Below are 22,149 nucleotides of genomic sequence, written 5' to 3'. Positions count from 1 at the left end.
TCTATCAAGCAAGTTTTACCAGGGTATCGTAAAACCCATGTCTTTCAATTTGTACTCTAATTCCTCACGTTCACGGCTTTTTTTAGCGGTGGAACCTTGTTCATCTAACAATCCTAGTTCGATTGCCTTCTTTTTGGCCCCTTCTTTTCCGGATGTATTCAAAGCTTGGATAATTTGTGTATCGTATTTTGTGAGATTCAAAGCACTCAATCGATAATCCACAAAGGCTTCCCAAGCATTCGGAACCCATTTTTGAACAATTTGTTCGCCAATGGTTTTTGCAAATAATCGGATTTCCAACTGAGCATGGTCATCCATACGCAGAGCTAAAAAATGTAACAAATTATGTAAGTCAATTTTCCAATACGCTTCTGTATATGTGGCAAGAGGAAGGTCTTTTCTTGCTTGTTCGCGAGCCACTCCCATTTCTAATCTTTCGTTGTAAATATCAGTAGCGAACTTTTGGAATTCCGTTTCTCTTTTTGTTAGGTGGTCACCCTTGGATGATTCTAAATATCCATCACTACCTTGTTTGTTTCCTACCGATTGTACTCGCCATTCTCCAGGAAGAGTGGTTTGTGCCGAATCAATGGCTACGGAGTAACGCGTAGAGTATTCATTGACATTTGCCATACGGTGGCGAATCCACTGGCGCCAAGTGTCCATAGGAACTCGAACATGTAGCTTTAGTTCGCACATTTCAAAGGGAGTGCTATGTCTGTGGCGCATCAAATAACGAATGAGACCCCTATCCTCATTGACTTTTTTTGTTCCTTTTCCGTACGAAACGCGTGCAGCCTGAACGATGGATTCATCAGAACCCATATAATCAACAAGCCGAACAAAGCCATCGTCCAGAATCGGGAATGGTTTTCCTAGAATGGAGTCTAATTCGGGAACGGATACTCTTGAAATGGATTCGAAATCAGATTGTTGCATATTAGCTTTATTTTTTAGTTCACAGGCATATGAAAAGTCGAAAATAGAGTTATAGCGTACTGTATCGCCACATAAATAGAAAGGATGCTAAATGGCACTTGAAGAAAATTCGTTGGAAGATCGTTTGATCAAAATTTCCACCAGAGACAGCAATAAAAGTCTTATGGTAAACCCGGACAAAATTTACATTTTTCCGGTGCCCAAAACTACTTTCCAATTTTTGGAAAATATTTGGCAATCCTTCGCAAATAAAATGGTTTCTCTTGTTGACTTCAACGATCATCCTATTTTCAACTTTTCAATTTTTGAAGTCATCGACCAAGAGGAAATGAAAATTGTGGCCACAGCCACTCACTTCAAACTCAAGGAAATTGCAGAGCGTAGAAAAATTCCCGGAATTGAAGAATACATCAAAAAATCACGCCCCATTCATCTAGCGGATCCGCGAAATGAATCAGCACGTTTTATCAGAAAATCCATCATTGATTTTAATAAAGGACTAAGACCCGAAGTCATTTTTATCAATCTCAAAGAAGAAGAAATTCATCCTGAAAAAAAAGTTTTACTTTCAGAGACGATGAACCATGCGATTGGAATTCCTCTTTTTGTGAATGAGAACCCCATTGGAATTCTCTGGGGAATTACGAAAGATCCCATTCCTGAGGATAAAATTCGTCCCCTCACTCTCCAACTTTATTCCTTATTTGATGTGATAGAGTTTGTTGTCGCAAAAGAAATGGAATCGGGAAACGACCATTATATTGCACAAAAAAATATCGAAAAAGCTGATACGGTTTCCAATTCAAGAAACTTGTTTTATACAACCACAAAAGATCAAAAAGAGCCTGTCACTTCTATCATTTTCAAATCACATCAGTATAATATTGAATATAGAATGGATGCGTCCTTCATTATTCCGACAACTGATGGTTATGCGGTATCATTAAAAAGTTTTACTCCTGAAAAACTAAACAATACTGGGAAAAATCTTTTGTTAATTCCTGGATTCTTTTGCAGGCGTTCTGTGATGGACAAACTGGCAAAAGAACTTGCTCTCAAATATGGATACCGCGTTTTCCTAATGGATATGAGAGGGAGATCCAGACAAACCATGCCAAAACATGGAAAAAAAGAAGGATGGACAGTTGATAACTACATCCAAGATGACTTTCCAGAAGTTTTACGTTGGATTCGTTGGCACTACCCGAGCGAAAGAACTGTAGTCCTTGGCCATAGTATGGGTGGAATGATTCCACGTTTTTACGTGTCTTCTTATGAAAAAATCAAGGAGCAAAAAGAAGAATTCAATTTACCTAAACCAGAAGAATACATTGCAGGAATTGTATCCATTACTTCGCCTAACTATATTAGCTTAAAATCTAACTTTATTGGACTAGATACATTAAAACGTGGGTTCAGTATGCTCCCACATAAAATGATTTCCGACATGATTTTGAGTATGGCTAGTTTTTCGATGCAAGCCACAATCCAAACCATTGATTTAAAAAAATTCTTTAAACTCATATTGAATCTTCATTCCAGCTTAAGAAGTTTTAGTTATAATATTGGAACCAAAGTTTTAACCATCAAAGACTTTGTGGGTTATAAAGAAATCACTCCACCTGAATGGTATTTTCTCATGGAAGACGTGTTTTGCGAAGAATCCGTTTCTGTCATTATGCAGTTTTTCCAAAGCCAAATCTCTAACGAAAGAAGTTTCTGGTCAAACGATGGTCGGATCAATTATACAGAAAATTTTCTAAACAACTTTGATATGCCGATTTATAGTGTGATAGGAACTGTTGATAAAATCGTTCCCGAAGAAAGTTTAACGGAACTGAAAGATCTTAAATCAGAAAACAAGGTGGTCACTTATTATGAACAAGGCCACCTTGGAATTATCTTCCACGGAGAAACCGTTAGAAAAATTTGTAAAGGGATCGATGAATGGATTCAGGGATTAAAATAATCCCTTCATTCCCCTAACGTCCGCTAAACCGGTTGCGAATGAGTTCCATCTCTTTTTGAAGAGTAGCATCCCGACCGGCAAGGAAATAGGCCCCTCTCACAGGAACACTTGTGATTTCAGAGTCTTCGGTAATAGTAACAACAGTTCCAGGGATTTTCCTTTCCAAAGAGTATGTCCAAGATCCTCGCATTTTAAAACTCGCATCCGTTAGTTCAATTTTCCAAAGTTGATTGGGTTTGGATTCACGAAGCTCAAAAATCATATACCCACCCATGTCTGGTGTTTCTTCCCATTTTGTGATCGTTCCATCTGGTCGTGATTCTAGAACTTTGATGGAAACTACTTCTTTTCTTCGATTGGGTAAGTCATTTACATCGGTAATATAAGCCCAAATATCCTCAGGTTCCGCTTTTAGCCACTCACTCGTTTCTGAGTGGAATTTTGGATTCTGAAAATAGCCGACTGCTAAAAAAAGAATGACTAAGCCGATGAGTAAAAAACTGGTTCCAAAAGCAAAAAGAACAATTCGTTTCATAACTTTTTTTCTTGCTAAGTCTTAGATTGATCAATCATAATCTTTTCCACGATGCATCCAAATGAAGAGTTAATTCAAAAGTTTTATACATCCTTTCAAAACAAAGATGGCCAAACGATGGTTTCCCTTTATCATCCAGATATAGAATTCCAAGATCCTGCCTTTGGTCTTTTAAAAGGGAAAGAAGCGGTTGCCATGTGGCTGATGTTAATTGAAAGAAGCCAAAACCTTACCATTCGATTTTCGAATATCAAAGCGGATGAGTCAAAAGGATCTGCGAACTGGGAAGCGGATTATCATTTTAGTAAAACAGGAAGGATCATCCATAACAAAATCCATGCAAATTTCACTTTTAAAGACGGAAAGATCCTGACTCACAAAGATCATTTTTCAATGTGGAAGTGGCTTGGAATGGCAATGGGACCTGTAGGATATTTAATGGGTTGGTGGCCGGCACTTGGAAACAAGGTACGCAAAGAAGCACTCACCGGATTACAATTGTATATGAAACGAAAACGTATGTAGTTTGTTAGGTCCAATAGGAAATTCAATTTGGGTTCTAAATCAAGCCAAATTGTTTCCCTATTTAAAGTTACCCTTGAATTTCCAGTTATGGACTTGGCATATTGGAGAGTCCACCAGCGTTCGTTACGTCAGAGTAACCCACCGATTCCAAAAAGGATTTGGCACTGCCACTGCGACCACCGGAGGCACAATACACAATGATGGATCTGTTTTTATCACCAAATTCATCCAATCGTTTAGATACCTGGTCAACGGGAATATTGACAGCACCAGGGAAATGGCCGGACTGAAACTCTGCAACGGTCCTCACATCAACCACAAGAGCACCCGCATCAATCTTTTCTTTTAAAAGCGATGGATTACCACCTAACGAATTTTTAAGTTTGTAAACAATAAAAACAATGCTTACAACAACTAATACGATTAAGACAATTCGATTCAATTCTACTCTCCCACCTTACTTGTATAGACGAATGAAATAGAATCATTCGCACCCAACTCTCGAAAAAAACAAGAATAATAACCTGTGTGACATGCAGCACCAATTTGGTCTGTAACATACTGTACAAAAAAAGGATTCGAATGTATATAAATGGCAGCTAAGTTTTGGAGGTGGCCAGACTCTTCTCCTTTCACCCATTTTCCTTTTCGAGAACGACTATAATAGGTGCCCAAACCAGATTCCACAGCAGAAAGAAGACTTTCTTTTTTTCCCCAGGCCAACATCAAATCTTTACCAGACTTATCTTGTGCAAGGAAGGGAGAAAGTGCAGGAATGGTATTTTGAAAGGAAATCCATTCTCCTTCTGTTAATTTTAAATTTCCAGATTCCCATAACAGACGTTTATCGAACCATTTCAAATTGGGATCGATTTCTAATAATGCATCTTCATCACAATCGATAAACAATTGTTTTTTAGTAAAATCAAAATGATTCACAAAATTTTGTGCAAAATCTGCGTTCACTACTTTTAAACTCACTTCATTTGATTGGAGAGAAGGTTTTGATATGATGGTGATTTCTTTTTCTTTTGGGAGTTGTATCATCAATTAGTCTCCACAGATAAAATTTCAGTCGTTTTTGTTTTTCCACGAAGAGACAAAGTACCCATCGATTTGATTTTTAGATTTTGACGATATTCTAAGGATATTTGATCATATAATTCTTTCGAAATCAGGAAGTTTCGTTTTAAATCTTTTCCTAAAGATTCCAATCTACTTGCCGCATTGACTGTATCACCGATGACAGTGTATTCCAATCGTTTTTCCACACCTACATTTCCAACAACAACAGGGCCGTAGTGGATTCCGATACGAATGGCAATTGGTTTTTCTCCATTTGATTCTCTTTTTTGGTTCCAAAGAGACAATGCTTGTAACATCGCTACGCCAGCTCGAATCGCGTTCGTAGCATCTTCTTTTCCTGGATGAGGAGTTCCGAAAGTTACCATCATACCGTCTCCGATAAATTTATCTAGTGTGCCACTATGTTCAAAAACGGTATCTAACATAAAACTATGGTATTCGGAAAGAAGTGACATGGTTTTTTCAGGTCCTAAGGATTCTGAAATCTGAGTGAAATTGGCTATATCACAGAATAAAACAGCAACAGTTGACTCCTTACCACCAGGTTTAAAGAATTCATCGCCAGCCTCTCCCATTTGGTTGGCAACATTTGGAGAAAAATAACGAGAAAGTTGAGACATTTTGATTTCGTTTGTGACCGCTGCCAAAACTATTCGCCTAACACGGTATGTAAGATATGCCAAAAAAAATCCTAAAACGCCTATGATCCCCATTGACATGATGTAGTTATTTACATGGGCAGCAGGTCCAAGAAATGCTTCTTTAAAACTTTCTGTACTCACAAACCTGGGATCTTGTTGCGCATATACCAAAATCCCAGCTTGGCTTATCACTACTCCCAAAGCATAAATCATTGGATAAATAGGTTGGATGCTAAAGGCATTCATCACTAACGTTGCTGCGATAATAAAGTGTAAATAAGTTTTAATTAAGTAAGTTCTTGGGACTTGCGACTCACCACCAACAGCATTGTACCAAATAAACGGAAGGATCGTGATGATGAATAAATCAATCAAAACACAAAACAACCCGACAAAGGAAACAAATTTCCCTCGTTTCAAAAACTTGGACAATATATATAAAACTAAATTTAAACCTAACGAAATAGAGGCGATCGTTAATAATTCAAATAAAGTTTGAGCAACAAAGAAAGTAACAATTGTCAAAAGAGAAAAGATTATGATTTTCCCGTAGAGGCTAAATTTAATCCCTTCGATTTCCTTTTCCTTTAAGATTTGTTCTGACTTTGTTGCCATAAGTTTATTTTAAAAGATCACCAGGGTTTGCGTCACGATCAGGAACAAATAAAGATAAAGTTTTTTCTTTTCCTGATGCGAGTAACATTGCTTCCGATAATCCAAATTTCATTTGTCTTGGTTTCAAATTGGCAACAACTACCACTTTTTTCCCAACGAGTTCTTCTGCACTGTAACTCGCTTTGATCCCTGCAAAAACATTTTTGATTCCTTTTTCTCCAAGGTTAACTTTTACAAACAAAAGTTTGTCGGCACCTTCCACAGGTCCTGCTTCCAAAATTTGTCCTACTCGAAGTTCTACTTTAGAAAGTTCATCAATGGTGATAAATCCATCTTCCGAAACAGTAGTAGCTCCCGTAGCAGGAGCTGTTGTTTTTCCAGATTCGACATTTGACCTTTCTGGATTAGCTTTTTGAAATGCTTCTTTGGTTTCCTCAATCATAAGCGAAATATTTTTTTCCTCTACGCGTTTTGATAACATTTGGTATGGACCAAGAACTTGGTTTTCGAGTGTTCCATTCAAATTTAAAAAACTTAAACTTTCCACTTGGAAAAGTTCGGCAACTGAACTTACAATTTTAGGAGTTACCGGACCTAAATATGTAAATAGAATCTTTGCACAATTAAGGGAAGTTGTTACTACCTCTCTTGCTTTATCTACATCGGTTTTAATTAAATTCCAAGGCGCATAATCATTAACATATTTATTGACTTTATCCCCAAGCCCGGTAATTTCACGCATCACCTTTGAATAGTTACGTGACTCATAAGCTTCGCGAATTTCTGTTTCTTTAGATAAAAGTTCCGAAACTAAAGATTTTCCTTCTTCCGAAAGAGCACCTAATTTACGATCCATTTTATCAAGAATTGAAGTAGAAACTCGGGATACCAAGTTCACAAGATTTCCAATAAGATCAGAATTGACTCTAGATACAAAATCATCGAAAGAAATATCCACGTCTTCCATTCCTGAACCCAAACGGCAAGCGAGATAAAATCGGAAATGTTCTACATCCAAATACTTTGCGAATGTAGATGCGTTGATAAATGTTCCTCTGGATTTGGACATCTTCTCACCGTTGACAGTTAAAAATCCATGAACATTCAGTTGGGATGGTGTTTGGTAATCTGCTCCCATAAGCATTGCTGGCCAAAAAAGTCCGTGAAAGTATAAAATATCTTTTCCGATAAAATGAACAATCTCACCTTTCCCTTCTTTCCAAATTTCATTGAACTTCTTTTCATCTTTTAAAAAGTTCATAGAGGATGCCATATATCCGATCGGAGCATCCAACCAAACATAAAAATATTTATTCTCTTCTTCAGGAATTGCAAAACCAAAGTATGGGCCGTCTCGACTGATATCCCATTCTTGTAATCCAGAGGTAAACCATTCCTTTAGTTTTTTCTGCGCTCCTTCATTCAATCGGCTATCGCCTTCGATCCAAGTTTGCAGTTGCGATTGAAAGTCTTGGAGTTTAAAAAACAAATGTTTGGATTCTTTGAGGACAGGTGTGGTTCCACAAATGGAACAATAGGAATCTTTTAAATCTTTTGGAGAGTAACTAGTTCCACATACTTCACAAGAATCACCGTATTGGTCTTTTGCCCCGCATTTAGGGCAAGTTCCTTTGATGAATCTGTCAGGTAAAAACATTTTGTCATGTTCGCAGTACGACTGTTCGATGTTACGTGCAACGATATGTCCTTTTTTCTTTAAGGTGAGATAAATGGACTCTGAAAATTTTTTGTTTTCTTCCGAATTTGTCGTATAATAGTTATCATACGACACGCCAAAAGAAGTAAGGTCTTTATAATGTTCCTTCTGTACTTCTTCAATCATTGTCTCGGGTGTTTTGCCTGCTTTTTTTGCGGCAATCATAATGGGAGTTCCGTGTGTGTCATCAGCACAGAAAAAATAACAATTGTTCCCAACTAACTTTTGGAAACGTACCCAGATGTCTGTTTGGACTGCTTCTAACACATGGCCTAAATGGATGGAACCATTGGCATAGGGAAGCGCACTTGTAACGAGTATATTTTTCGACATAGATTAATTCCAGTTTCCTGATTCGAAGTTCCAATTCAGCCTATTTTTCTGAAAAATCAAGAAAAGAGTAAAAAAATGAAGTTGAACGGAGAATCCAAAGCAATACAATTCCTGATTGTTATGGCAAAGAAAATCGTCCAAAATTTGAAACAAGTCAAAGGGAACAAAAAGATTCATCCAGATTCCATCCAATCCACCCTGGACATCGAAAGTGACCTTCATATTGAATACGCCAAAGTCCTGCTTAGTTTATGGTCCTATGCTTGTCATGCGGATGGTCAGTTCAAAAAAAAAGAAGGGGAAATTGTTGGGGAATTAGTGAACGTATTATTTGAACCAGATTGCCTACTTAGTGGATTCCAATCTCAAAAAAAACAAGTTTTAGACATCTTATCAAAAACATTCGAAAATCCTCTTCCAATGAAAACCATAACGAAAGTGGTTTCTGACAATGACGAGTATGCATTGAATTTTTTTGAAGATGCTGTATGTATCGTTGCTTCCGATGGTTCTCTCAACAAGGATGAAATTCGGTTTTTGGAAGACTTGGCTAGCGAATTGAAAATTAGCCATATGGACAAAGTTAGAGTTGAGAAAAAATATTTAAATTGAGATATCAAAAACTCTAATTCAAAATTCCGATTTCTATTTTAATAAAAAAAGAAGAACTACGATTTTGAAAACCAAGGCATTTTAGAATCATCAAAGCCTTGGTTTAGAATAACAAATCCAATGACGGTCGGTAATAGGTTCTAAATTTAATTTTGAATCGAGTCGCACGATTTCCAACATTTCCTTTATTTCTTCCAGTCGGTAAGCGGCAAGCAAACTATTAAAAAAATCTCTTTTTAATACTTCAGGTTCATTATTCGCATAACGCTCTACTAGGTGGTTAGCCATGTTTAATGAATCTGGTCGCATTAGGTCGGAGATAAAAATAAAACTATCTGGATGAATCGACCTTTGTACTGCCGCCCAGAATTCAAATGGATCATGTAAATGATGTAATAAGGAATTTGAAAAAACTAAATCATAGGAAGATTCAGGAACAAATTCCTGAACGAGTTCTTTTTTAAATTCTATTTTTTGGTTTCTTTTTTTTAGAACCATTATATCCATACGCTTCTTACAAAGATCTAACATGAACGCAGAACCATCTACAAACGTAAAATTCGCATTTGGAAATTGTGAATACAGTCGAGATGACATATCACCTGGGCCACATCCTAAATCCAAGACGGATACAGGACTAAACCTTTGAGGAAGTCTATCTTGAAATTTACGAATGAGAAACGAATGCGCAGTTTCGAAGTCAGCTTGGGCGTAGGACTCTACTTGTGTAGGGTCATTCATAAGTTCTGGCTCTGGAATCCGAATCATGTGATTAAAGGAAAAGTTAACAGATCGTTTCATTCTCTAATAAGGATAAAATACTCATGAGACAAATTTTTCTAGCCATTCTTTTCTTTGTCTTTCTGACAAATTGTATGTTTACCGAAGCAATTGGAATACCCACTTATGGGGCCGTCAAAGGTTCTGAGGCAAAAAAACGAATTTCCGAGGCAATTTTTGAAGCAGAATCCACTGCCTCCTCCTTTTGGTTGTCACAATCAGGAATGAAAGGAGGACAGGGTCCTATTTCACCTCTTCTCTTAATCAATGGTTTTTTAGCCAAAATTTTATATTCCTATCTTTCCGATATCGATGATGAGGAATTTTTTATAGAGCACTCGGTGTTACAGTGCGAATCGGATATCAGAACGAAAGGTGCTCTGGTTTTGGGTGCCGTCTATGATAGTTTAACAAACGTTGGGGGAGTAGCTCGTGATGCACTATTACTTCCGGAATTTGCTTCCTGTGATTTAGAAAATACAGGTAAAGTGATTACCTTGGAACCAATTCGCTTTTAAATGAGGTAAACAATGAAATTTATATTTTCACTTATATTCGTATCAGTTTTTTCTTCTATAATAGTCAATTGTCAAAAACCCGTATCAACAGATAAAAACGCGCTGTCATTACTTGTCGCGGGAATTTTAGGTTCCTGCTATAGCCTTGACTCCTGTTTTGATCAATATGCAAAAACTACAGATGAAGGTGCAAGTTTCCAAGTATTCGATGGGTCAGGTAATAGGTTTTATGCGAGACAATCTCTTTTAGATTATAATACCTATCGACCGATTGCTTCTGGTTCCAAATGGGTCACTGCCATCACAACCATGAGGGCCATAGATTGTAATGCTGACAGTACCACATATGCAAATTGTGGGACTGTCACAACAGGAACTTGCGCTACTGGTGGAACTTTATCTTTAAGTCGAACCACGGGAGATGTCCTTGGTTGGACTGGGACAAAGGGAACCATTACCCTTCGGCAATTATTATCTTTTACATCAGGTCTCAATGCTGGTGGAGGCAATGGTTCGGGGCAAGCCACTTGTATCTCTAGTTTACCCGTCGGAGCATCAGGGACCCAAAAGGACAGCTGTGTCAATGAAATCAGGGATCAATCCACAGGAACACCTGGTGCTTTATACCAATATAATTCAAATCATATGGCAGTCGCACAACGCATGTTAGAGATATCATGCGGAAAAACTTGGGATACTATTTTTAGGCAACTCATCGTCAATCCATTAGGTTGGGATGTAAATCAAGCAGTTTGGAAAGGGAATTTTAGATCAGGCGAGGACACAGATGGAAGTTTGTCAGGTGCTTATGGTCTCTCCATTTCTCCAGAACATTATGCGCGAATGCTTAATGTTTTACTGACAAACGGAACTGCAAAAAATGCCGCTGGAGGAAATATCGCCAATTTCCTTTCTACCACATCGGTGAGAGAAATATTGTCAGACCAATACAACGGAGCAAAGATAGGTTACTCACAATTTTCTGCTTTCGGATACCGTTGGCAATACGGACTTGGCAACTGGAGATTTTGCACCACTACTGATATACCTGCTGAATGTGATAAAGACCTCATTTCGCACAGCATTGGGATTAATGGATTCTTTCCTTGGTTAGATAAAAATCGAAATTATATGGCAATCCTTGCGGTAAATAATATTGGAAGAAAAAATGGATTGAGTTTGTTACCAGCTTCTTCAACCTCATTATTCTTTGCAGAAACAGTAAGACCACTCATTCATCAACAAATAGGTAAGTAACCATGACAAAAAAACAAATTCTAATTTTGACTTTAGTAGGAATCTCTTTCCTATCAAATTTATCTTCACTCTTTGGCCAATCACCAGAATGGTCGGAGTCCAAACGTAAAAAAGGAATCCAAGTATTGACACGTCCTTTTCCTGGCTCCAATTTAGATGAATTTTTAGGTCGAACCGAATTAGATGCATCGATTTCTCAAGTCATCGCTCTTTTGACAGATCCGGCTTCTTGCAAAAACCTTTATCATCAATGCAAAGAACTCACTGTGCTTTCTGGTACTGAAAAAAAATCAGTGGTTTACCTTCGCAATGGTGCTCCTTGGCCAGTCAATGATCGTGATTTGATTATGGACCGAGGATTTGAACAAAATGAAAAAACTTTAGCCACTGTTATGAAAATCAAACGCCTTGATTCCAATGCACGGCCTACTCCTTCTGGAGTCACTCGTATGGAAAACTTTGAAGGTGTTTGGCGTATCATTCCACAGACCAATGGAAAACTAAAAATTGAATACCAAGCTCACTTTGAACCGGGTGGATCTGTTCCTCAATCCGTCATCAATTTAGTATTAACTGACACTCCTTACGAATCACTTCTGAATCTAAAAACATTAGTTGAAGAAGGAAAACATAAAGACGCAAAATTTGATTGGATCAAAGAGCCAACGAAAAACTAATTAAACCTCTGCTTTTACAAGTTATAATAAATCAGGACTGTATTTTGGCTTCACAGGGAACTTTTGTTAGGTTCTCTGTAGTCAAAATGTGGTTCTTAAACCATAACTTATAAAATTGGATCCACAGTTGGGATCGGGTGGGCAATACAATCCAAAAATTCCTGACCTATGATGAACTCTGATAAAAACTTCCGTTTTTCGTTCAAACGGCAAATACGAACTAAATTCTACCATCATGTAATTCAGTAATGCCCTAGATTCGATCGCATCTTTTTGTAAACCATCCAAATAGTATCCTTTCGCTTTATTTTCTAACTTTGGATTTTCAGAAGCAAGAGACAAACCTTCGCCTAACGATAAACTAAATGGTGAATCATACATTCTTTCAATTTTTACAATATAAAATCCGTTTACTTCCCAATGATTCATTTCTCCAAAATGTTTGGTGACATTTCCTTCCCATAAAAAATCAAACCAACGAATTCGGTAATCGAATGGCCGAGAAATTCCTATAGTACCTATATAAGATTCTTTGTAGTCGGTTTTTTGGCGGAATACAATGGGGATGAGATCTGTGGTTGTAAAGATACCTCCATATAAAACCAATTTCCAATTTTCTTTTGGAATGGAAACGGATTGAAGGTTTCGTAAAGGAAATATCCCGAATCCAAAAATTAAGGATAAAAACATTAAGGTTTTAAGAATTGTTTGGCGAAATAATTTAAGTTTTCGGTTCAAAATCAAATGAAAATTTACCTTGGTTATGGTTGGAACCAATCCTGGTTTCTTTTTTCCCATTCTTTCAACTGTAAATGGATATTATCATAATTTTGAAGGAATAATCGCTTAAGAAATGTTTCATACTCTTTGCAATTTTCTGTTTGCGATTGTTCCAGTGATTCTCTGAGTTTACCTGGTTTTTCTTGTACACAATATTTTTGTAATTTTGAAGGGTAACGATTCGAATTAAAAGCAGGTCCCACAATACTGGAACCTGTACCTATGTAGAATGGCATCGGTGCCCAAATGGTTTCATGAGTGGATAAAAAAGAAATTCTATGCAAATTAGATTCACCAGAAGTCCAAACTAGTTCCGCTTCTGTTTCCATTGTCCCGTAGTACAACATTGTTAATGCAAGTAAACTCACTCCTATACTATAAAATGGCCTTTGACTTTCTTTGCGAATGACAACCGTCAGATTATCAATATTTGACAATTCAAATCCACGATCCCATCTTGGAAGTTCATTTGGATCTATTGGTTTTTCTTCTTTTGGTTTGGGTGCATGGTCTGGGTTTGGTTCTGGTAAAGGAACCGTAGTCAAATCTACAACCTTTGTATTTTCATCTAACAAAATGGCCGGTGGAACCGGAAAAATTTCATTAAAAACTTTTGCAAGAATAGGGTCAGTGGTTGTCCATCGAATCGAGATCATTTTGTTTTTGGAAAGTTTTGCTTCCGAACTCAACTCAGGCATTGGCGTTTTGCAAAAGAGATTCAAAACAAAAAAAATGATAAAAGAGAATATTAACTTTAGATTCATATTTAGTTTATTTTTGAATTTCTACTAGGTAATATAAATAATTCTAATGGGGTCAAACGAAAAACGTCTATCATTAAAAACGAAGTTTAACAGAGATAAGATCACTCTGGTTAGACATTCCATATTTATGATAGTAATGGTTTGTCTTTTAGTAAGTTTAAAGTAGAAGTTGGAAGATATAAAAAAAGCCCGATTTCTCGGGCTTTTTCCTGTATTTTGCAGATTGGATTTTTATCCTTTCGACTAAATAGACTTAGTTTCTAATTAAGAAGCAAGTGCTTGGTCAAGTAGGTCTTTCGCAACTACTCGAAGTGCCATTACTTCTTCTGCACCTTCAAAGATAGAGAATACACGAGCATCAACAAAATATCTTGATACTGGATATTCTTCCGCATAACCCATACCACCATGAATTTGCATTGCTTCACGAGTCACCCACTCAGCAATTTTGGATGCATACAATTTAACAAGTGTTGCTTCCATTTGACCTTTGTGTTCATCGAGTAGAGTTGCTACATAGTTTGTGTATTGGCGAGTTGCTTGCACAATCATAGCCATCTTCGCGATTTTGAACTTAGTTAAAGTGTAATCGTAAATTGGTTTTGCGAACACTTTACGTTCTTGGGAATAACGAAGAGCTGCTTCAAGAGCCGCTTGCATCACACCATTGGCACGAGCTGCAGTTTGGATACGTCCACCAGCAAATCCTTCCATTTGGAAATAGAATCCTTTTCCTCGTCCTGCATCCCCACCAAGAAGGTTCTCTTTAGGCACAAAGTAATCTTCGAAAGATACTTCGTAAGAGTGCATTCCTCGGTAACCGATGGTTCCGATTGCTTTTCCTTGGATGGTTCCGCCACCGTCTTGTTTGTAACTGAATTCATGTCCTTCAAAGGATGGTTTTTCAGCCAGTAGGATGGAAAGACCTCTGTGTTTGAGACTTGGATCAGATTCTGTACGGCAAAGGATAAGTAGGAGATTCGCATAACCTGCGAATGTGCACCAAGTTTTTACACCGTTGATTACAAATCCACCGTCTACTTCTTTTGCTGTTACGGAAACTCCTGCCACGTCAGAACCGTAATTAGGTTCTGTTACCATAATTCCTGCGAATTTTTCACCGGAAGCAAGTAGCGGTAACCATTTGTTTTTTTGTTCTTCGGTTCCCCCTTTGAGGAGAGCCTTGGACATAATTTCTGGACGAGTGATGAGTGATCCTGCGGCACCAAGGGAACCACGAGAAAGTTCTTCTGTTACCACTAACATCGAAATGTTATCTGGGCGATCATCTGGTTGGATTCCACCAAACTGTTCTGGAATACAAAGACCGAAACAACCCATGTCTTTTAAGCCATTGATGATTTCTGCCGGAATCAAATCATCATGTCTATGAATGTGTTCTGCATGAGGAACCACTACGTTTTCAGCAAAATCTTTGAAGATTCCGCGGAAGTTTTCATGGTCTTCGGAAAGACCATAGGCACCGAAGTGTCCAAGATCAACAATCTTGTCTACAATGGCTTCGTAGTTTTCCATTTTCGATGCAGCTTCTACATAAGCATTGATTTCATCTGAAAAAAGTTTGGTGAATAGTTCTTGGTATGTGAGTTCATATTCAGCAGGGCGAGCTGCGAGTTCTGAACGAATGTTTGAAACAGTTTCGGCTACAAAAGTAAGAGCCATTTTTTGTTCCAATTCACCAGTTCCCTTGGAAGCATCCCAAGCATAAACGATAAAGTTCTCAGCAACACGTTGTTGAGCCGTCATCCAAGCTAATTGGTAAAACACATGTTGTGTTTTGTCCATTTTGCTTACGGATACTTTGCCGTTATCGGAATTTTTCTGAGCTAGTCGTTTGGTAACTTCATTAAGGAGGGCGGCTTGGGCACTAAGAGCCTTCTCCGCCTGGGATTTTTCGAGTTTCACTGCCGTTGCGGTCATGTGTTTAACGTTCCTGCGGTGGTTTTCTTCCACTATACGGAAAGAAAGTACCTTGTCATTTTCATTTTTAGACTAGGTTTTGGGTCGGGGAGGCCCAAACTGGACAAAAGTTGGGGTTAAGGAAAGAAATTATTGAAAATCATCGGCATTGATCCTGGATCCCACCGTGTAGGGTATGCGATTCTTTCCTTTCCACCTGGTTTACGTAGAAACCCGGAACTGTTAGTTTATGGAACGATTGAAGTGGCTCCCAAAACCCCCTCTCCTGACAACCTGCTCCAAATCCGAAAGGAACTGATGGACATCCTCACCGAATTCCAACCAGAGGCGGCCGCAGTAGAAGAACTCTTTTTTGTTCAGAACACTACGACCGGAATGAAGGTCTCGGAATCTCGCGGGGTCATCTTACTTTCCCTCGGCGAAAAACAAATCCCTGTGGTATCACTCACGGCCACACAAATCAAAAAAGGAATTTCCGCCAAAGGAAATGCCACCAAAAAAGAAGTCCGGGCAGCCATCCAAATGATTTTAGGATTCAAAGATCTGAAAGGCCACGATGACTCATGGGACGCCATCGCTTGCGCCTTTGTGGGTCGATCTTTAGTTTGAAGCGCTCCTAGCTTGGTTCATTGACAAAAAGATTTCATTCTTTTGTTCCCGACTCGCATTGGCAGAGACTGTAGAAAATCCAGTGGTGATTTCTAAATTTCCATTCCTTAAACCTTCCATAACACTATTTGCATATTCATCTAAGTTTAGACCCGCCGTATGTGTGTTAGGGATTCCTAAATCTGTATCCACCATTGGTGGCGAAACTTCAATCACTTCAATCGGTTGGTTACGAAATTGAAACCGCAATGTCAAAGTGAAAGAATGTAAGGCCGCTTTTGTCGCACTATACACAGGTGCATAAGCCAAAGGAATATGTGATAATCCAGAGGTTGTATTGAGAATGACCGCATTTTTCTTTGCAAACAGGTGTTTAGCGAATAACATAGAAAGATGAATGGGTGCTCCCAAATTTACATCGATTTCCTTTCCTAAGTCTGTCCAAGGTTCTAATTCATTTAATTTAGGATACCGTTGGATCCCTGCATTATTGAATAGAACATTGAGTTCTGGAAAATCTTTTGTAGTTTCTTGAAACAATTTTTCTCTCTCATCAGGTTTAGAAATATCACGAAGATAAGTCCCCCATTTGGGATATATTTTCTGAATCTCTTCCAATTTCTTTGCATTGGTTCCACAGACTAAAATTTGGTTTCCCAAATCAGAGAATCGTTTTGCAAGAGCAAGACCGATCCCACTTGTTCCCCCAGTGATGAGGATTGTATTTCCATTCAATTGCATGATATTTACCTTTCCCTTAGTTACATTTACAATATTTTGTAAGTTACAAAAAGTCAAGTCCGTAAGTTTCAAAACTAACATTTTTTTTATTTTGTAATTTGAGATTGACCCTCTAGGTTTTGGCCCGATCCTTTCCTTATGCCAAGAACCGGTCTCACAGCCTCGGAAATCCAAGACAAAGCGGTGGAAATTGCCATCGACCAAATGCGGGCCAAAGGTTTTGAAAAGGTTCGATTGGTGGATGTAGCTAAAGAAATGGGGATTAGCCATGCGGCCCTCTACTCCCATTTTCAAGACAAAACAGCACTTCTCGATGCAGTTTCCGAACGTTGGCTTGTGAAGTTAGATGAAAAACAGGACCTTCTCGTGAATGAAAAACGAGATCCTATCCAAAAGATCCTCACCTGGTTTCTAAATCTCCACCGCATGAAATTGGAAAAAGTGAAACTAGATCCTGAGTTGTATAAGGCTTTTGATATGGCAGCAGAAGAGTCCAAACCCTTTATCCAAACTCATTTGACCAATATGCGAATCCAAATGTCTAGTTTGGTCACAGAAGCCATAAACCAAAAAAAAATCAAAAAACGTGACGTGAACCTTGTGTCAGAAATTCTGATTTCGGCAGGAGCGGCTTTCACTCACCCTAAACTTGTGGCCCAACATTGTCATGAGGATAGAGAATCGTTGTTGGTGGATACGATTGAGGCGGTATTGAAGGGACTAGGTTGAGATGGTGGTCATTGAATACGATTATTTTAAGTATAATTAAAAAATGATTACTTTATAAGTAAAGTTTTCCAAAATATTAGATTAAACTACCAAACCACTGGTGGATTTCAAACTTACTCTTCAAAATATTTTCCAGAGATTTGAGAAAATGTGGGATCTCTAAATTAATTTTACTCTTTTTCTCCTGCTAAAAATCTAGCAGTGTTTACATTACGGATCGTCATGGATTTGTACAATTTATGGCTGATGAGTTTTGCCAATTGGCTTTTATTTACATTTTCTCGTTTGATATTCCAAAAGATGGCGCCTTTGATATAACGAATCTCTAAAAATTCTATTTTGAGAGGAAGTTCCTCAATGATTTTTTTGGAATCGGCTTCTGGAAACAAATAGGCCACATCCGTTCTTTGCGTTGGATCATTTTGCCATTCCTCTGGGATCGCTTTGGCAATTTTTTTCATTTCCTTTTCTGTCTTCACAAGAGTAGGAATTTCAAAATCAAATGTTTTCTCAAAAACCTTTTGTATTTTTAAAAGGACTGTTTCTGAATTATCATCGGATTCAAAAATGATATTACCGGAGTTGATATATGTGGAAACATTTGTAAATCCTAAGGATTCAAAAAGGATTCGAAGTTTTTTCATTTCGACTTTTCTGTTTCCTCCAACATTGATCCCTCTGAGTAGTGCTATATATTTCATGGCGGGGTGCGGTGAGAAAATTTAGAAAGGAATACTACCTTCATTTACTCCAATTCTCGATTCTTAAATCAGGAATCTTGGAAAAGTGTCTTTCGTTATTAGTAACTAATGTGTAATTTAGAAATAAAGCAGTAGACCCGATTAATAAATCGAAATCATCAAGAATATTTCCTTTTTTTTGTAATACGGCTTTCACTTCTCCAAATGTTTCGACAATTCCTTTAGTCAATTCGATAACTGGGAAAAGTTCGCCAATTCTATATACGGTTGCTAAATTCTTTTCTCTACTTTTTGATTTTTTCGCACCAAAGATTAACTCACCATAAGTAATGACGGAAATTGCTTTTGAAGAATTCTTTTTTTCGATGAGATTTTTCTGGACTCTCTCATTTCCCTTAAGACTATAAATGATAATATCTGTATCAATCAAAAAGCTCATCTGTCACCTTTGATCGATTTTTTTTAGATCTTGATGATCGAATGTCGGAGATGATTTCTTTCGCAGTTTTTTCATCGTGCCAAGAATTTGTAAGTTTTAGAAATTCAACAGTTTGTCTCTCTGTTTCAAGATTATCTCTTTTTAAATGACTTTCTATGATCATGACTACTTCTTGACTGACAGAACGATGTTCCAACTCCGCCCTTCTCTTTAATGATTCGTATAGTCTGTCATCAATATCTCTAACTTGAAGATTTGCCATATTTACTAACCAATCGTAATCCTATTCAAATTCATGAATTTTCAAGCATTTTTCATACATTCTTTGATCTGAATTTTAAGGCATTGCAAACTAAGACAGCTCTTGCTTTACATTCTTCATCTATTTTAGCTAATATAGTTAAAAAATGTTGTAGTATATTTTTTTAATTCATGTACAGAAAAAAACTTAATACGACAGCCTACCCAAGACCATCGTATCTAAATTCTAGATAAAAATACTTTCCTATGGCCTTGGACAAACCAAAAGAAAATCTTCAAACACTTGCGAAATCAAAAGTTTGTTTTTGAAAACAAGTCCCGTACTTCCGGCTGAAATTTCTGCACCTTCATTGGCATACACTTCAGTGACCTCTTTGTTCTCTGGATTGATTTTAAAAACACGAGTGGGCGCTAGATTCGTTCGATTCATCACATGACGAATGAATTTATAGGTTGAATCATGGGCCGCAAGCCATAACATTCCATTTTCATCTTCTAAAATATTATCGGGGCCCGCACCTATGGCGATGGATTCCAAATACTTTAAATTGATCTTTCCAACACTTCGTTCCACTTGATACACACGAATGGCTTTTTCAGAAAATACAGATCTGTATAAAAGTTCTTCATTTCCTTTTTTACGAATATAAATTCCATTGCCAAGCATTACAGGTACATTTAATGCCTGGAAAGTTTTTCCATCATAATAAGATACATCTGCTCTTCCGCTGCGAACGATCATGTCCCAGTACTTACGAAGGGCATTACTGGTTCCATTATCATTCGAAACAAAAATCTCTCCTGCTTCGTTCATAAAAATATCATTGGGGCTTGTAAGTGTAGGATCACTTAGAGTTTTTATAAAAGTCCATTTGCCTGACTTGGAACGTTCAAAAATTTCTATGGTATGTGGATTTTCATCAACTAACGTATGGGAGATCACAGCTAAGGTATCTACACCATTTACTTTCGCATAACTAATCCCATGTGGACGAAAATTTTCAGGATAATTGGTTTCAATTTTTTTTGCTTCTAATTTTCCATTCGAGTCAGCGAAAGAAACTTCAAACAAAGCTCCGATATCTTTTAGTCCATTGCGGCGTTCATGGGAAGAAACAATGACTGTAGATGTATCGCGGATGAGATCCAAATCTTCAGGACCGGGAGTTCCAGGAATTCGTTCGCAGCCTGCGATGGGTTTTTCTTGGATTGGGTTACTACAGTTCACAATTAAGAAAACTAGGGTCAAAACGGAGAGAAAAGTCCATAGGGTTTTTACGCGCATCCGACCATTTTAGCCCAGGATTTCAGATTCCTCCAGAAAATTCTTTCTAGACATTATTGTGCAGTGCAAAATAATGGAAAGAGAAGGAGTAACATCCGATGAGCAATGTGGAAAACAAACTGCAAGATATCGTGAATGCTGGGATTGGAGCCGTAAAGACTTCCAAAGAAGTTTGGGAGAAACTGGTTGTAGACCTAAACGAGAAAAAAAGCAAATTTGAAACTAACTTTCAAAAGTTGAAAGAACAAGGCGAAAGCGATACTAGTGACAATGCCTTAAAAGTAAAAATGGGTGTGGCTTGGGGAATCGTTCGTTTTGATGAAATCAAAGATAATGTAGTTAAATATTTAGATAAAGTCAAAGAAGGAAATCAAAACAAACCTTCATAAGTTATATTTTGTATATCACCATCCTGAATTTTCTTCCGGCAGGTTTGTTCGCAGGCCTGCTGGGTTTTTTAAACTTTAACTTTTGAACTTCGGAGTGACCGGATTTGAACCGGCGACCCCTTGCCCCCCAGACAAGTGCGCTACCGCTGCGCTACACCCCGCGTTCTGAAATCCAAAAACCTTACGATCGAAACCGGGTCAAGTCTTACTAAGAATTAGAAATTCAAATGCCTAAATTGTCTGGTGAAATGGCCCAAATAATTTGCCCATGTGCAAATTTTTCCCGAGCTACGTTGATCGCAATGGTGGAACCTGGTTGAAAGATTAAATTTTCTGCAGCACTGGAATTCCCCAATAGTTTTGCAGCGAAAAATGTGATGTCTGGATTATGACCGACTAACAGAACTGTGTCGGAATTTGTAAAATTGACTAAACAAGAAATAATATCGGTACAACCTTTACCAGCTAATAGGTCATCTGACGGAACCATTTCACAGCTATATTTTAATTCTTCAGAAAGAATCTCTGCTGTATGTTTAGTTCTTGTATAAGGGCTATAGTAAACTTGTTTAACGGCTAACGAAGAGTTTTTAATAAACTTTCCGATTTTATGAATATCACTAACACCTTTGTCGGTTAGATCCCGCTGCGAATCAGAAATCGTTCCGCTTGCGTTTTCCGCCTCACCATGACGAACCAAAATGATCTTCATATTACTTCCTAAGTCCAAGATTGGAACCTCAGACTAGCGGAGAAACAAAAAATTAAGGAATTTCTTGCGAAAATGGATGATAGAGCCATTCTAAGGAATATGACAGACAAACCCTACCGCAAAAATGTAGGCATGGTAGTTTTTAATTCTTTAGGCAAAGTAATCGTAGGGGAACGAGTACAATTCCCTGGTTCTTGGCAGTTCCCTCAAGGTGGCATCGATGAAAATGAAGATTATTTGGAAGCCGCTAAACGGGAATTATATGAAGAACTTGGAATCAAAAAAGCAATATATGTAACTGAATATCCTGATTGGATTCCTTATGACTTCCCTAATTCATTGGGACTTAATTCTCACTTACAAAAATTTCGTGGGCAATTACAGAGATGGATTTTATTTTATTGGGATGGAACTTTGGAGGAGTGTGATTTAGTCCACCATGAACAAGAGTTTTTAACAGTCCAATTTATGGAAATTGAAGATACAATCCAATCCGTTGTCGAGTTCAAACGAGCCGTCTATGAGAAGTTTGTCCCTCTTTTTAAATCTGCCATTCAAAATTACATTGCAGAGAATTCTAAATCCAAGTAAGTT

Annotated in this window: 26 protein-coding genes and 1 tRNA gene; 10 read left to right on the top strand and 17 right to left on the bottom strand. The window is 37.8% G+C overall.

The window, feature by feature from the left end; genetic code table 11:
* Nucleotides 1-15: 15 nt before the first annotated feature.
* A complete protein-coding gene (gene thyX / locus EHR07_RS12330) occupies nucleotides 16-939 on the bottom strand; it encodes an FAD-dependent thymidylate synthase (RefSeq protein WP_135573047.1) in 924 nt (307 codons plus the stop codon).
* Nucleotides 940-1,030: 91 nt separating this feature from the next.
* Here thyX and EHR07_RS12325 point away from each other — a divergent pair, with 91 nt between their 5' ends.
* Nucleotides 1,031-2,908, top strand: a complete 1,878-nt coding sequence (locus EHR07_RS12325) for an alpha/beta fold hydrolase (protein WP_135745347.1) — start codon at nucleotides 1,031-1,033, stop codon at nucleotides 2,906-2,908.
* Between the two features lie 13 nt (nucleotides 2,909-2,921).
* On the opposite strand, the gene EHR07_RS12320 is transcribed toward EHR07_RS12325, so the two are convergent.
* Nucleotides 2,922-3,443: an SRPBCC family protein gene (locus tag EHR07_RS12320; RefSeq protein WP_135745346.1), complete on the bottom strand. Its 522-nt coding sequence runs from the start codon at nucleotides 3,441-3,443 to the stop codon at nucleotides 2,922-2,924.
* Nucleotides 3,444-3,494: 51 nt separating this feature from the next.
* On the opposite strand from EHR07_RS12320, the gene EHR07_RS12315 reads away from it, so the two are divergent.
* Nucleotides 3,495-3,968 carry a nuclear transport factor 2 family protein gene (locus tag EHR07_RS12315; protein ID WP_135745345.1) on the top strand — a complete coding sequence of 158 codons (474 nt, stop codon included), beginning with the start codon at nucleotides 3,495-3,497 and terminating at the stop codon, nucleotides 3,966-3,968.
* Between the two features lie 85 nt (nucleotides 3,969-4,053).
* Here the strand turns inward: EHR07_RS12315 and EHR07_RS12310 are convergent, their stop codons facing one another.
* The 4 genes from EHR07_RS12310 to metG are packed head-to-tail and all read right to left on the bottom strand — an operon-like array spanning nucleotide 4,054 to nucleotide 8,360.
* Entirely contained in the window at nucleotides 4,054-4,410 is a 357-nt protein-coding gene (locus EHR07_RS12310; RefSeq protein ID WP_135745344.1) for a rhodanese-like domain-containing protein, read from the bottom strand.
* 2 nt (nucleotides 4,411-4,412) lie between these two features.
* Nucleotides 4,413-5,015 carry a phosphoribosyl-AMP cyclohydrolase gene (locus EHR07_RS12305; protein ID WP_135745343.1) on the bottom strand — a complete coding sequence of 201 codons (603 nt, stop codon included), beginning with the start codon at nucleotides 5,013-5,015 and terminating at the stop codon, nucleotides 4,413-4,415.
* A complete protein-coding gene (locus tag EHR07_RS12300; protein WP_135745342.1) occupies nucleotides 5,015-6,310 on the bottom strand; it encodes an adenylate/guanylate cyclase domain-containing protein in 1,296 nt (431 codons plus the stop codon). Before EHR07_RS12300 ends, EHR07_RS12305 begins: the two co-directional genes overlap by 1 nt.
* A gap of 4 nt (nucleotides 6,311-6,314) precedes the next feature.
* Nucleotides 6,315-8,360, bottom strand: coding sequence for a methionine--tRNA ligase (gene metG / locus EHR07_RS12295; protein ID WP_135745341.1), 2,046 nt, complete (start codon nucleotides 8,358-8,360; stop codon nucleotides 6,315-6,317).
* Nucleotides 8,361-8,480: 120 nt separating this feature from the next.
* On the opposite strand from metG, the gene EHR07_RS12290 reads away from it, so the two are divergent.
* Nucleotides 8,481-8,972 carry a tellurite resistance TerB family protein gene (locus EHR07_RS12290; RefSeq protein WP_409035732.1) on the top strand — a complete coding sequence of 164 codons (492 nt, stop codon included), beginning with the start codon at nucleotides 8,481-8,483 and terminating at the stop codon, nucleotides 8,970-8,972.
* A 90-nt stretch (nucleotides 8,973-9,062) separates the two neighbouring features.
* Here the strand turns inward: EHR07_RS12290 and EHR07_RS12285 are convergent, their stop codons facing one another.
* Nucleotides 9,063-9,773, bottom strand: a complete 711-nt coding sequence (locus tag EHR07_RS12285; RefSeq protein WP_208739778.1) for a class I SAM-dependent methyltransferase — start codon at nucleotides 9,771-9,773, stop codon at nucleotides 9,063-9,065.
* A gap of 23 nt (nucleotides 9,774-9,796) precedes the next feature.
* Here EHR07_RS12285 and EHR07_RS12280 point away from each other — a divergent pair, with 23 nt between their 5' ends.
* Genes EHR07_RS12280 through EHR07_RS12270 form a run of 3 tightly spaced genes read left to right on the top strand, consistent with a single transcriptional unit; the run spans nucleotide 9,797 to nucleotide 12,204 of the window.
* Nucleotides 9,797-10,270 (top strand): TIGR04452 family lipoprotein, encoded by a 474-nt coding sequence (locus EHR07_RS12280; RefSeq protein ID WP_135745339.1) that lies wholly within the window; start codon nucleotides 9,797-9,799, stop codon nucleotides 10,268-10,270.
* A 12-nt stretch (nucleotides 10,271-10,282) separates the two neighbouring features.
* Nucleotides 10,283-11,527, top strand: a complete 1,245-nt coding sequence (locus EHR07_RS12275; protein ID WP_135745338.1) for a serine hydrolase domain-containing protein — start codon at nucleotides 10,283-10,285, stop codon at nucleotides 11,525-11,527.
* Between the two features lie 2 nt (nucleotides 11,528-11,529).
* On the top strand, nucleotides 11,530-12,204 hold the full coding sequence (locus EHR07_RS12270) for an START domain-containing protein (protein WP_135745337.1): 675 nt from the start codon (nucleotides 11,530-11,532) through the stop codon (nucleotides 12,202-12,204).
* Between the two features lie 81 nt (nucleotides 12,205-12,285).
* Here the strand turns inward: EHR07_RS12270 and EHR07_RS12265 are convergent, their stop codons facing one another.
* From EHR07_RS12265 to EHR07_RS12255, 3 genes are all read right to left on the bottom strand, one after another.
* Nucleotides 12,286-12,948: a hypothetical protein gene (locus EHR07_RS12265; protein ID WP_425270302.1), complete on the bottom strand. Its 663-nt coding sequence runs from the start codon at nucleotides 12,946-12,948 to the stop codon at nucleotides 12,286-12,288.
* Between the two features lie 17 nt (nucleotides 12,949-12,965).
* Nucleotides 12,966-13,682, bottom strand: a complete 717-nt coding sequence (locus EHR07_RS12260) for a hypothetical protein (RefSeq protein WP_238735349.1) — start codon at nucleotides 13,680-13,682, stop codon at nucleotides 12,966-12,968.
* A gap of 330 nt (nucleotides 13,683-14,012) precedes the next feature.
* Nucleotides 14,013-15,689 carry an acyl-CoA dehydrogenase family protein gene (locus EHR07_RS12255; protein WP_135745334.1) on the bottom strand — a complete coding sequence of 559 codons (1,677 nt, stop codon included), beginning with the start codon at nucleotides 15,687-15,689 and terminating at the stop codon, nucleotides 14,013-14,015.
* A 132-nt stretch (nucleotides 15,690-15,821) separates the two neighbouring features.
* Between EHR07_RS12255 and EHR07_RS12250 the strand changes: the two genes are divergently transcribed.
* On the top strand, nucleotides 15,822-16,298 hold the full coding sequence (locus tag EHR07_RS12250) for a crossover junction endodeoxyribonuclease RuvC (protein WP_135745333.1): 477 nt from the start codon (nucleotides 15,822-15,824) through the stop codon (nucleotides 16,296-16,298).
* Here the strand turns inward: EHR07_RS12250 and EHR07_RS12245 are convergent.
* Nucleotides 16,290-17,039 carry an SDR family oxidoreductase gene (locus EHR07_RS12245; protein ID WP_208739845.1) on the bottom strand — a complete coding sequence of 250 codons (750 nt, stop codon included), beginning with the start codon at nucleotides 17,037-17,039 and terminating at the stop codon, nucleotides 16,290-16,292. The genes EHR07_RS12250 and EHR07_RS12245 overlap by 9 nt on opposite strands.
* A gap of 138 nt (nucleotides 17,040-17,177) precedes the next feature.
* Here EHR07_RS12245 and EHR07_RS12240 point away from each other — a divergent pair, with 138 nt between their 5' ends.
* Nucleotides 17,178-17,768, top strand: a complete 591-nt coding sequence (locus EHR07_RS12240) for a TetR/AcrR family transcriptional regulator (RefSeq protein ID WP_135745332.1) — start codon at nucleotides 17,178-17,180, stop codon at nucleotides 17,766-17,768.
* A 170-nt stretch (nucleotides 17,769-17,938) separates the two neighbouring features.
* Here the strand turns inward: EHR07_RS12240 and EHR07_RS12235 are convergent, their stop codons facing one another.
* The 4 genes from EHR07_RS12235 to EHR07_RS12220 form a co-directional block, all read right to left on the bottom strand.
* Entirely contained in the window at nucleotides 17,939-18,469 is a 531-nt protein-coding gene (locus EHR07_RS12235) for a DUF1697 domain-containing protein (protein ID WP_135745331.1), read from the bottom strand.
* A gap of 40 nt (nucleotides 18,470-18,509) precedes the next feature.
* Nucleotides 18,510-18,908: a type II toxin-antitoxin system VapC family toxin gene (locus tag EHR07_RS12230; protein ID WP_135745330.1), complete on the bottom strand. Its 399-nt coding sequence runs from the start codon at nucleotides 18,906-18,908 to the stop codon at nucleotides 18,510-18,512.
* The gene (locus tag EHR07_RS12225; RefSeq protein ID WP_100743805.1) at nucleotides 18,892-19,170 is read right to left on the bottom strand and encodes a FitA-like ribbon-helix-helix domain-containing protein; all 279 of its coding nucleotides are present in this window, start codon (nucleotides 19,168-19,170) and stop codon (nucleotides 18,892-18,894) included. The genes EHR07_RS12230 and EHR07_RS12225 overlap by 17 nt, the downstream gene beginning before the upstream one ends.
* A 243-nt stretch (nucleotides 19,171-19,413) precedes the next feature.
* Nucleotides 19,414-20,418 carry an arylesterase gene (locus EHR07_RS12220; protein WP_244288940.1) on the bottom strand — a complete coding sequence of 335 codons (1,005 nt, stop codon included), beginning with the start codon at nucleotides 20,416-20,418 and terminating at the stop codon, nucleotides 19,414-19,416.
* Nucleotides 20,419-20,552: 134 nt separating this feature from the next.
* On the opposite strand from EHR07_RS12220, the gene EHR07_RS12215 reads away from it, so the two are divergent.
* Nucleotides 20,553-20,843, top strand: coding sequence for an LIMLP_16025 family protein (locus tag EHR07_RS12215; RefSeq protein ID WP_004785337.1), 291 nt, complete (start codon nucleotides 20,553-20,555; stop codon nucleotides 20,841-20,843).
* A gap of 89 nt (nucleotides 20,844-20,932) precedes the next feature.
* Here EHR07_RS12215 and EHR07_RS12210 read toward each other — a convergent pair.
* A tRNA-Pro gene (locus EHR07_RS12210) sits at nucleotides 20,933-21,004 on the bottom strand.
* Nucleotides 21,005-21,066: 62 nt separating this feature from the next.
* Complete coding sequence (sixA, locus tag EHR07_RS12205; protein ID WP_135745328.1) at nucleotides 21,067-21,555, bottom strand: phosphohistidine phosphatase SixA; 489 nt, start codon at nucleotides 21,553-21,555, stop codon at nucleotides 21,067-21,069.
* Nucleotides 21,556-21,627: 72 nt separating this feature from the next.
* On the opposite strand from sixA, the gene EHR07_RS12200 reads away from it, so the two are divergent.
* A complete protein-coding gene (locus EHR07_RS12200; protein WP_135745327.1) occupies nucleotides 21,628-22,146 on the top strand; it encodes an RNA pyrophosphohydrolase in 519 nt (172 codons plus the stop codon).
* Nucleotides 22,147-22,149: the final 3 nt, after the last annotated feature.

This window comes from Leptospira bandrabouensis (assembly GCF_004770905.1).
Taxonomy (GTDB): domain Bacteria; phylum Spirochaetota; class Leptospiria; order Leptospirales; family Leptospiraceae; genus Leptospira_A; species Leptospira_A bandrabouensis.
This window is presented reverse-complemented; position numbering and strand designations above follow the sequence as displayed.

Coding starts and splice junctions, on each gene's coding strand:
- thyX (WP_135573047.1), bottom strand. CDS start 939: ATGCAACAATCTGATTTCGAATCCATTTCAAGAGTATCCGTTCCCGAA.
- EHR07_RS12325 (WP_135745347.1), top strand. CDS start 1,031: ATGGCACTTGAAGAAAATTCGTTGGAAGATCGTTTGATCAAAATTTCC.
- EHR07_RS12320 (WP_135745346.1), bottom strand. CDS start 3,443: ATGAAACGAATTGTTCTTTTTGCTTTTGGAACCAGTTTTTTACTCATC.
- EHR07_RS12315 (WP_135745345.1), top strand. CDS start 3,495: ATGCATCCAAATGAAGAGTTAATTCAAAAGTTTTATACATCCTTTCAA.
- EHR07_RS12305 (WP_135745343.1), bottom strand. CDS start 5,015: ATGATACAACTCCCAAAAGAAAAAGAAATCACCATCATATCAAAACCT.
- EHR07_RS12300 (WP_135745342.1), bottom strand. CDS start 6,310: ATGGCAACAAAGTCAGAACAAATCTTAAAGGAAAAGGAAATCGAAGGG.
- metG (WP_135745341.1), bottom strand. CDS start 8,360: ATGTCGAAAAATATACTCGTTACAAGTGCGCTTCCCTATGCCAATGGT.
- EHR07_RS12290 (WP_409035732.1), top strand. CDS start 8,481: ATGGCAAAGAAAATCGTCCAAAATTTGAAACAAGTCAAAGGGAACAAA.
- EHR07_RS12285 (WP_208739778.1), bottom strand. CDS start 9,773: ATGAAACGATCTGTTAACTTTTCCTTTAATCACATGATTCGGATTCCA.
- EHR07_RS12280 (WP_135745339.1), top strand. CDS start 9,797: ATGAGACAAATTTTTCTAGCCATTCTTTTCTTTGTCTTTCTGACAAAT.
- EHR07_RS12275 (WP_135745338.1), top strand. CDS start 10,283: ATGAAATTTATATTTTCACTTATATTCGTATCAGTTTTTTCTTCTATA.
- EHR07_RS12270 (WP_135745337.1), top strand. CDS start 11,530: ATGACAAAAAAACAAATTCTAATTTTGACTTTAGTAGGAATCTCTTTC.
- EHR07_RS12260 (WP_238735349.1), bottom strand. CDS start 13,682: ATGCCTGAGTTGAGTTCGGAAGCAAAACTTTCCAAAAACAAAATGATC.
- EHR07_RS12255 (WP_135745334.1), bottom strand. CDS start 15,689: ATGACCGCAACGGCAGTGAAACTCGAAAAATCCCAGGCGGAGAAGGCT.
- EHR07_RS12245 (WP_208739845.1), bottom strand. CDS start 17,039: ATGCAATTGAATGGAAATACAATCCTCATCACTGGGGGAACAAGTGGG.
- EHR07_RS12240 (WP_135745332.1), top strand. CDS start 17,178: ATGCCAAGAACCGGTCTCACAGCCTCGGAAATCCAAGACAAAGCGGTG.
- EHR07_RS12235 (WP_135745331.1), bottom strand. CDS start 18,469: ATGAAATATATAGCACTACTCAGAGGGATCAATGTTGGAGGAAACAGA.
- EHR07_RS12230 (WP_135745330.1), bottom strand. CDS start 18,908: ATGAGCTTTTTGATTGATACAGATATTATCATTTATAGTCTTAAGGGA.
- EHR07_RS12225 (WP_100743805.1), bottom strand. CDS start 19,170: ATGGCAAATCTTCAAGTTAGAGATATTGATGACAGACTATACGAATCA.
- EHR07_RS12215 (WP_004785337.1), top strand. CDS start 20,553: ATGAGCAATGTGGAAAACAAACTGCAAGATATCGTGAATGCTGGGATT.
- sixA (WP_135745328.1), bottom strand. CDS start 21,555: ATGAAGATCATTTTGGTTCGTCATGGTGAGGCGGAAAACGCAAGCGGA.
- EHR07_RS12200 (WP_135745327.1), top strand. CDS start 21,628: ATGGATGATAGAGCCATTCTAAGGAATATGACAGACAAACCCTACCGC.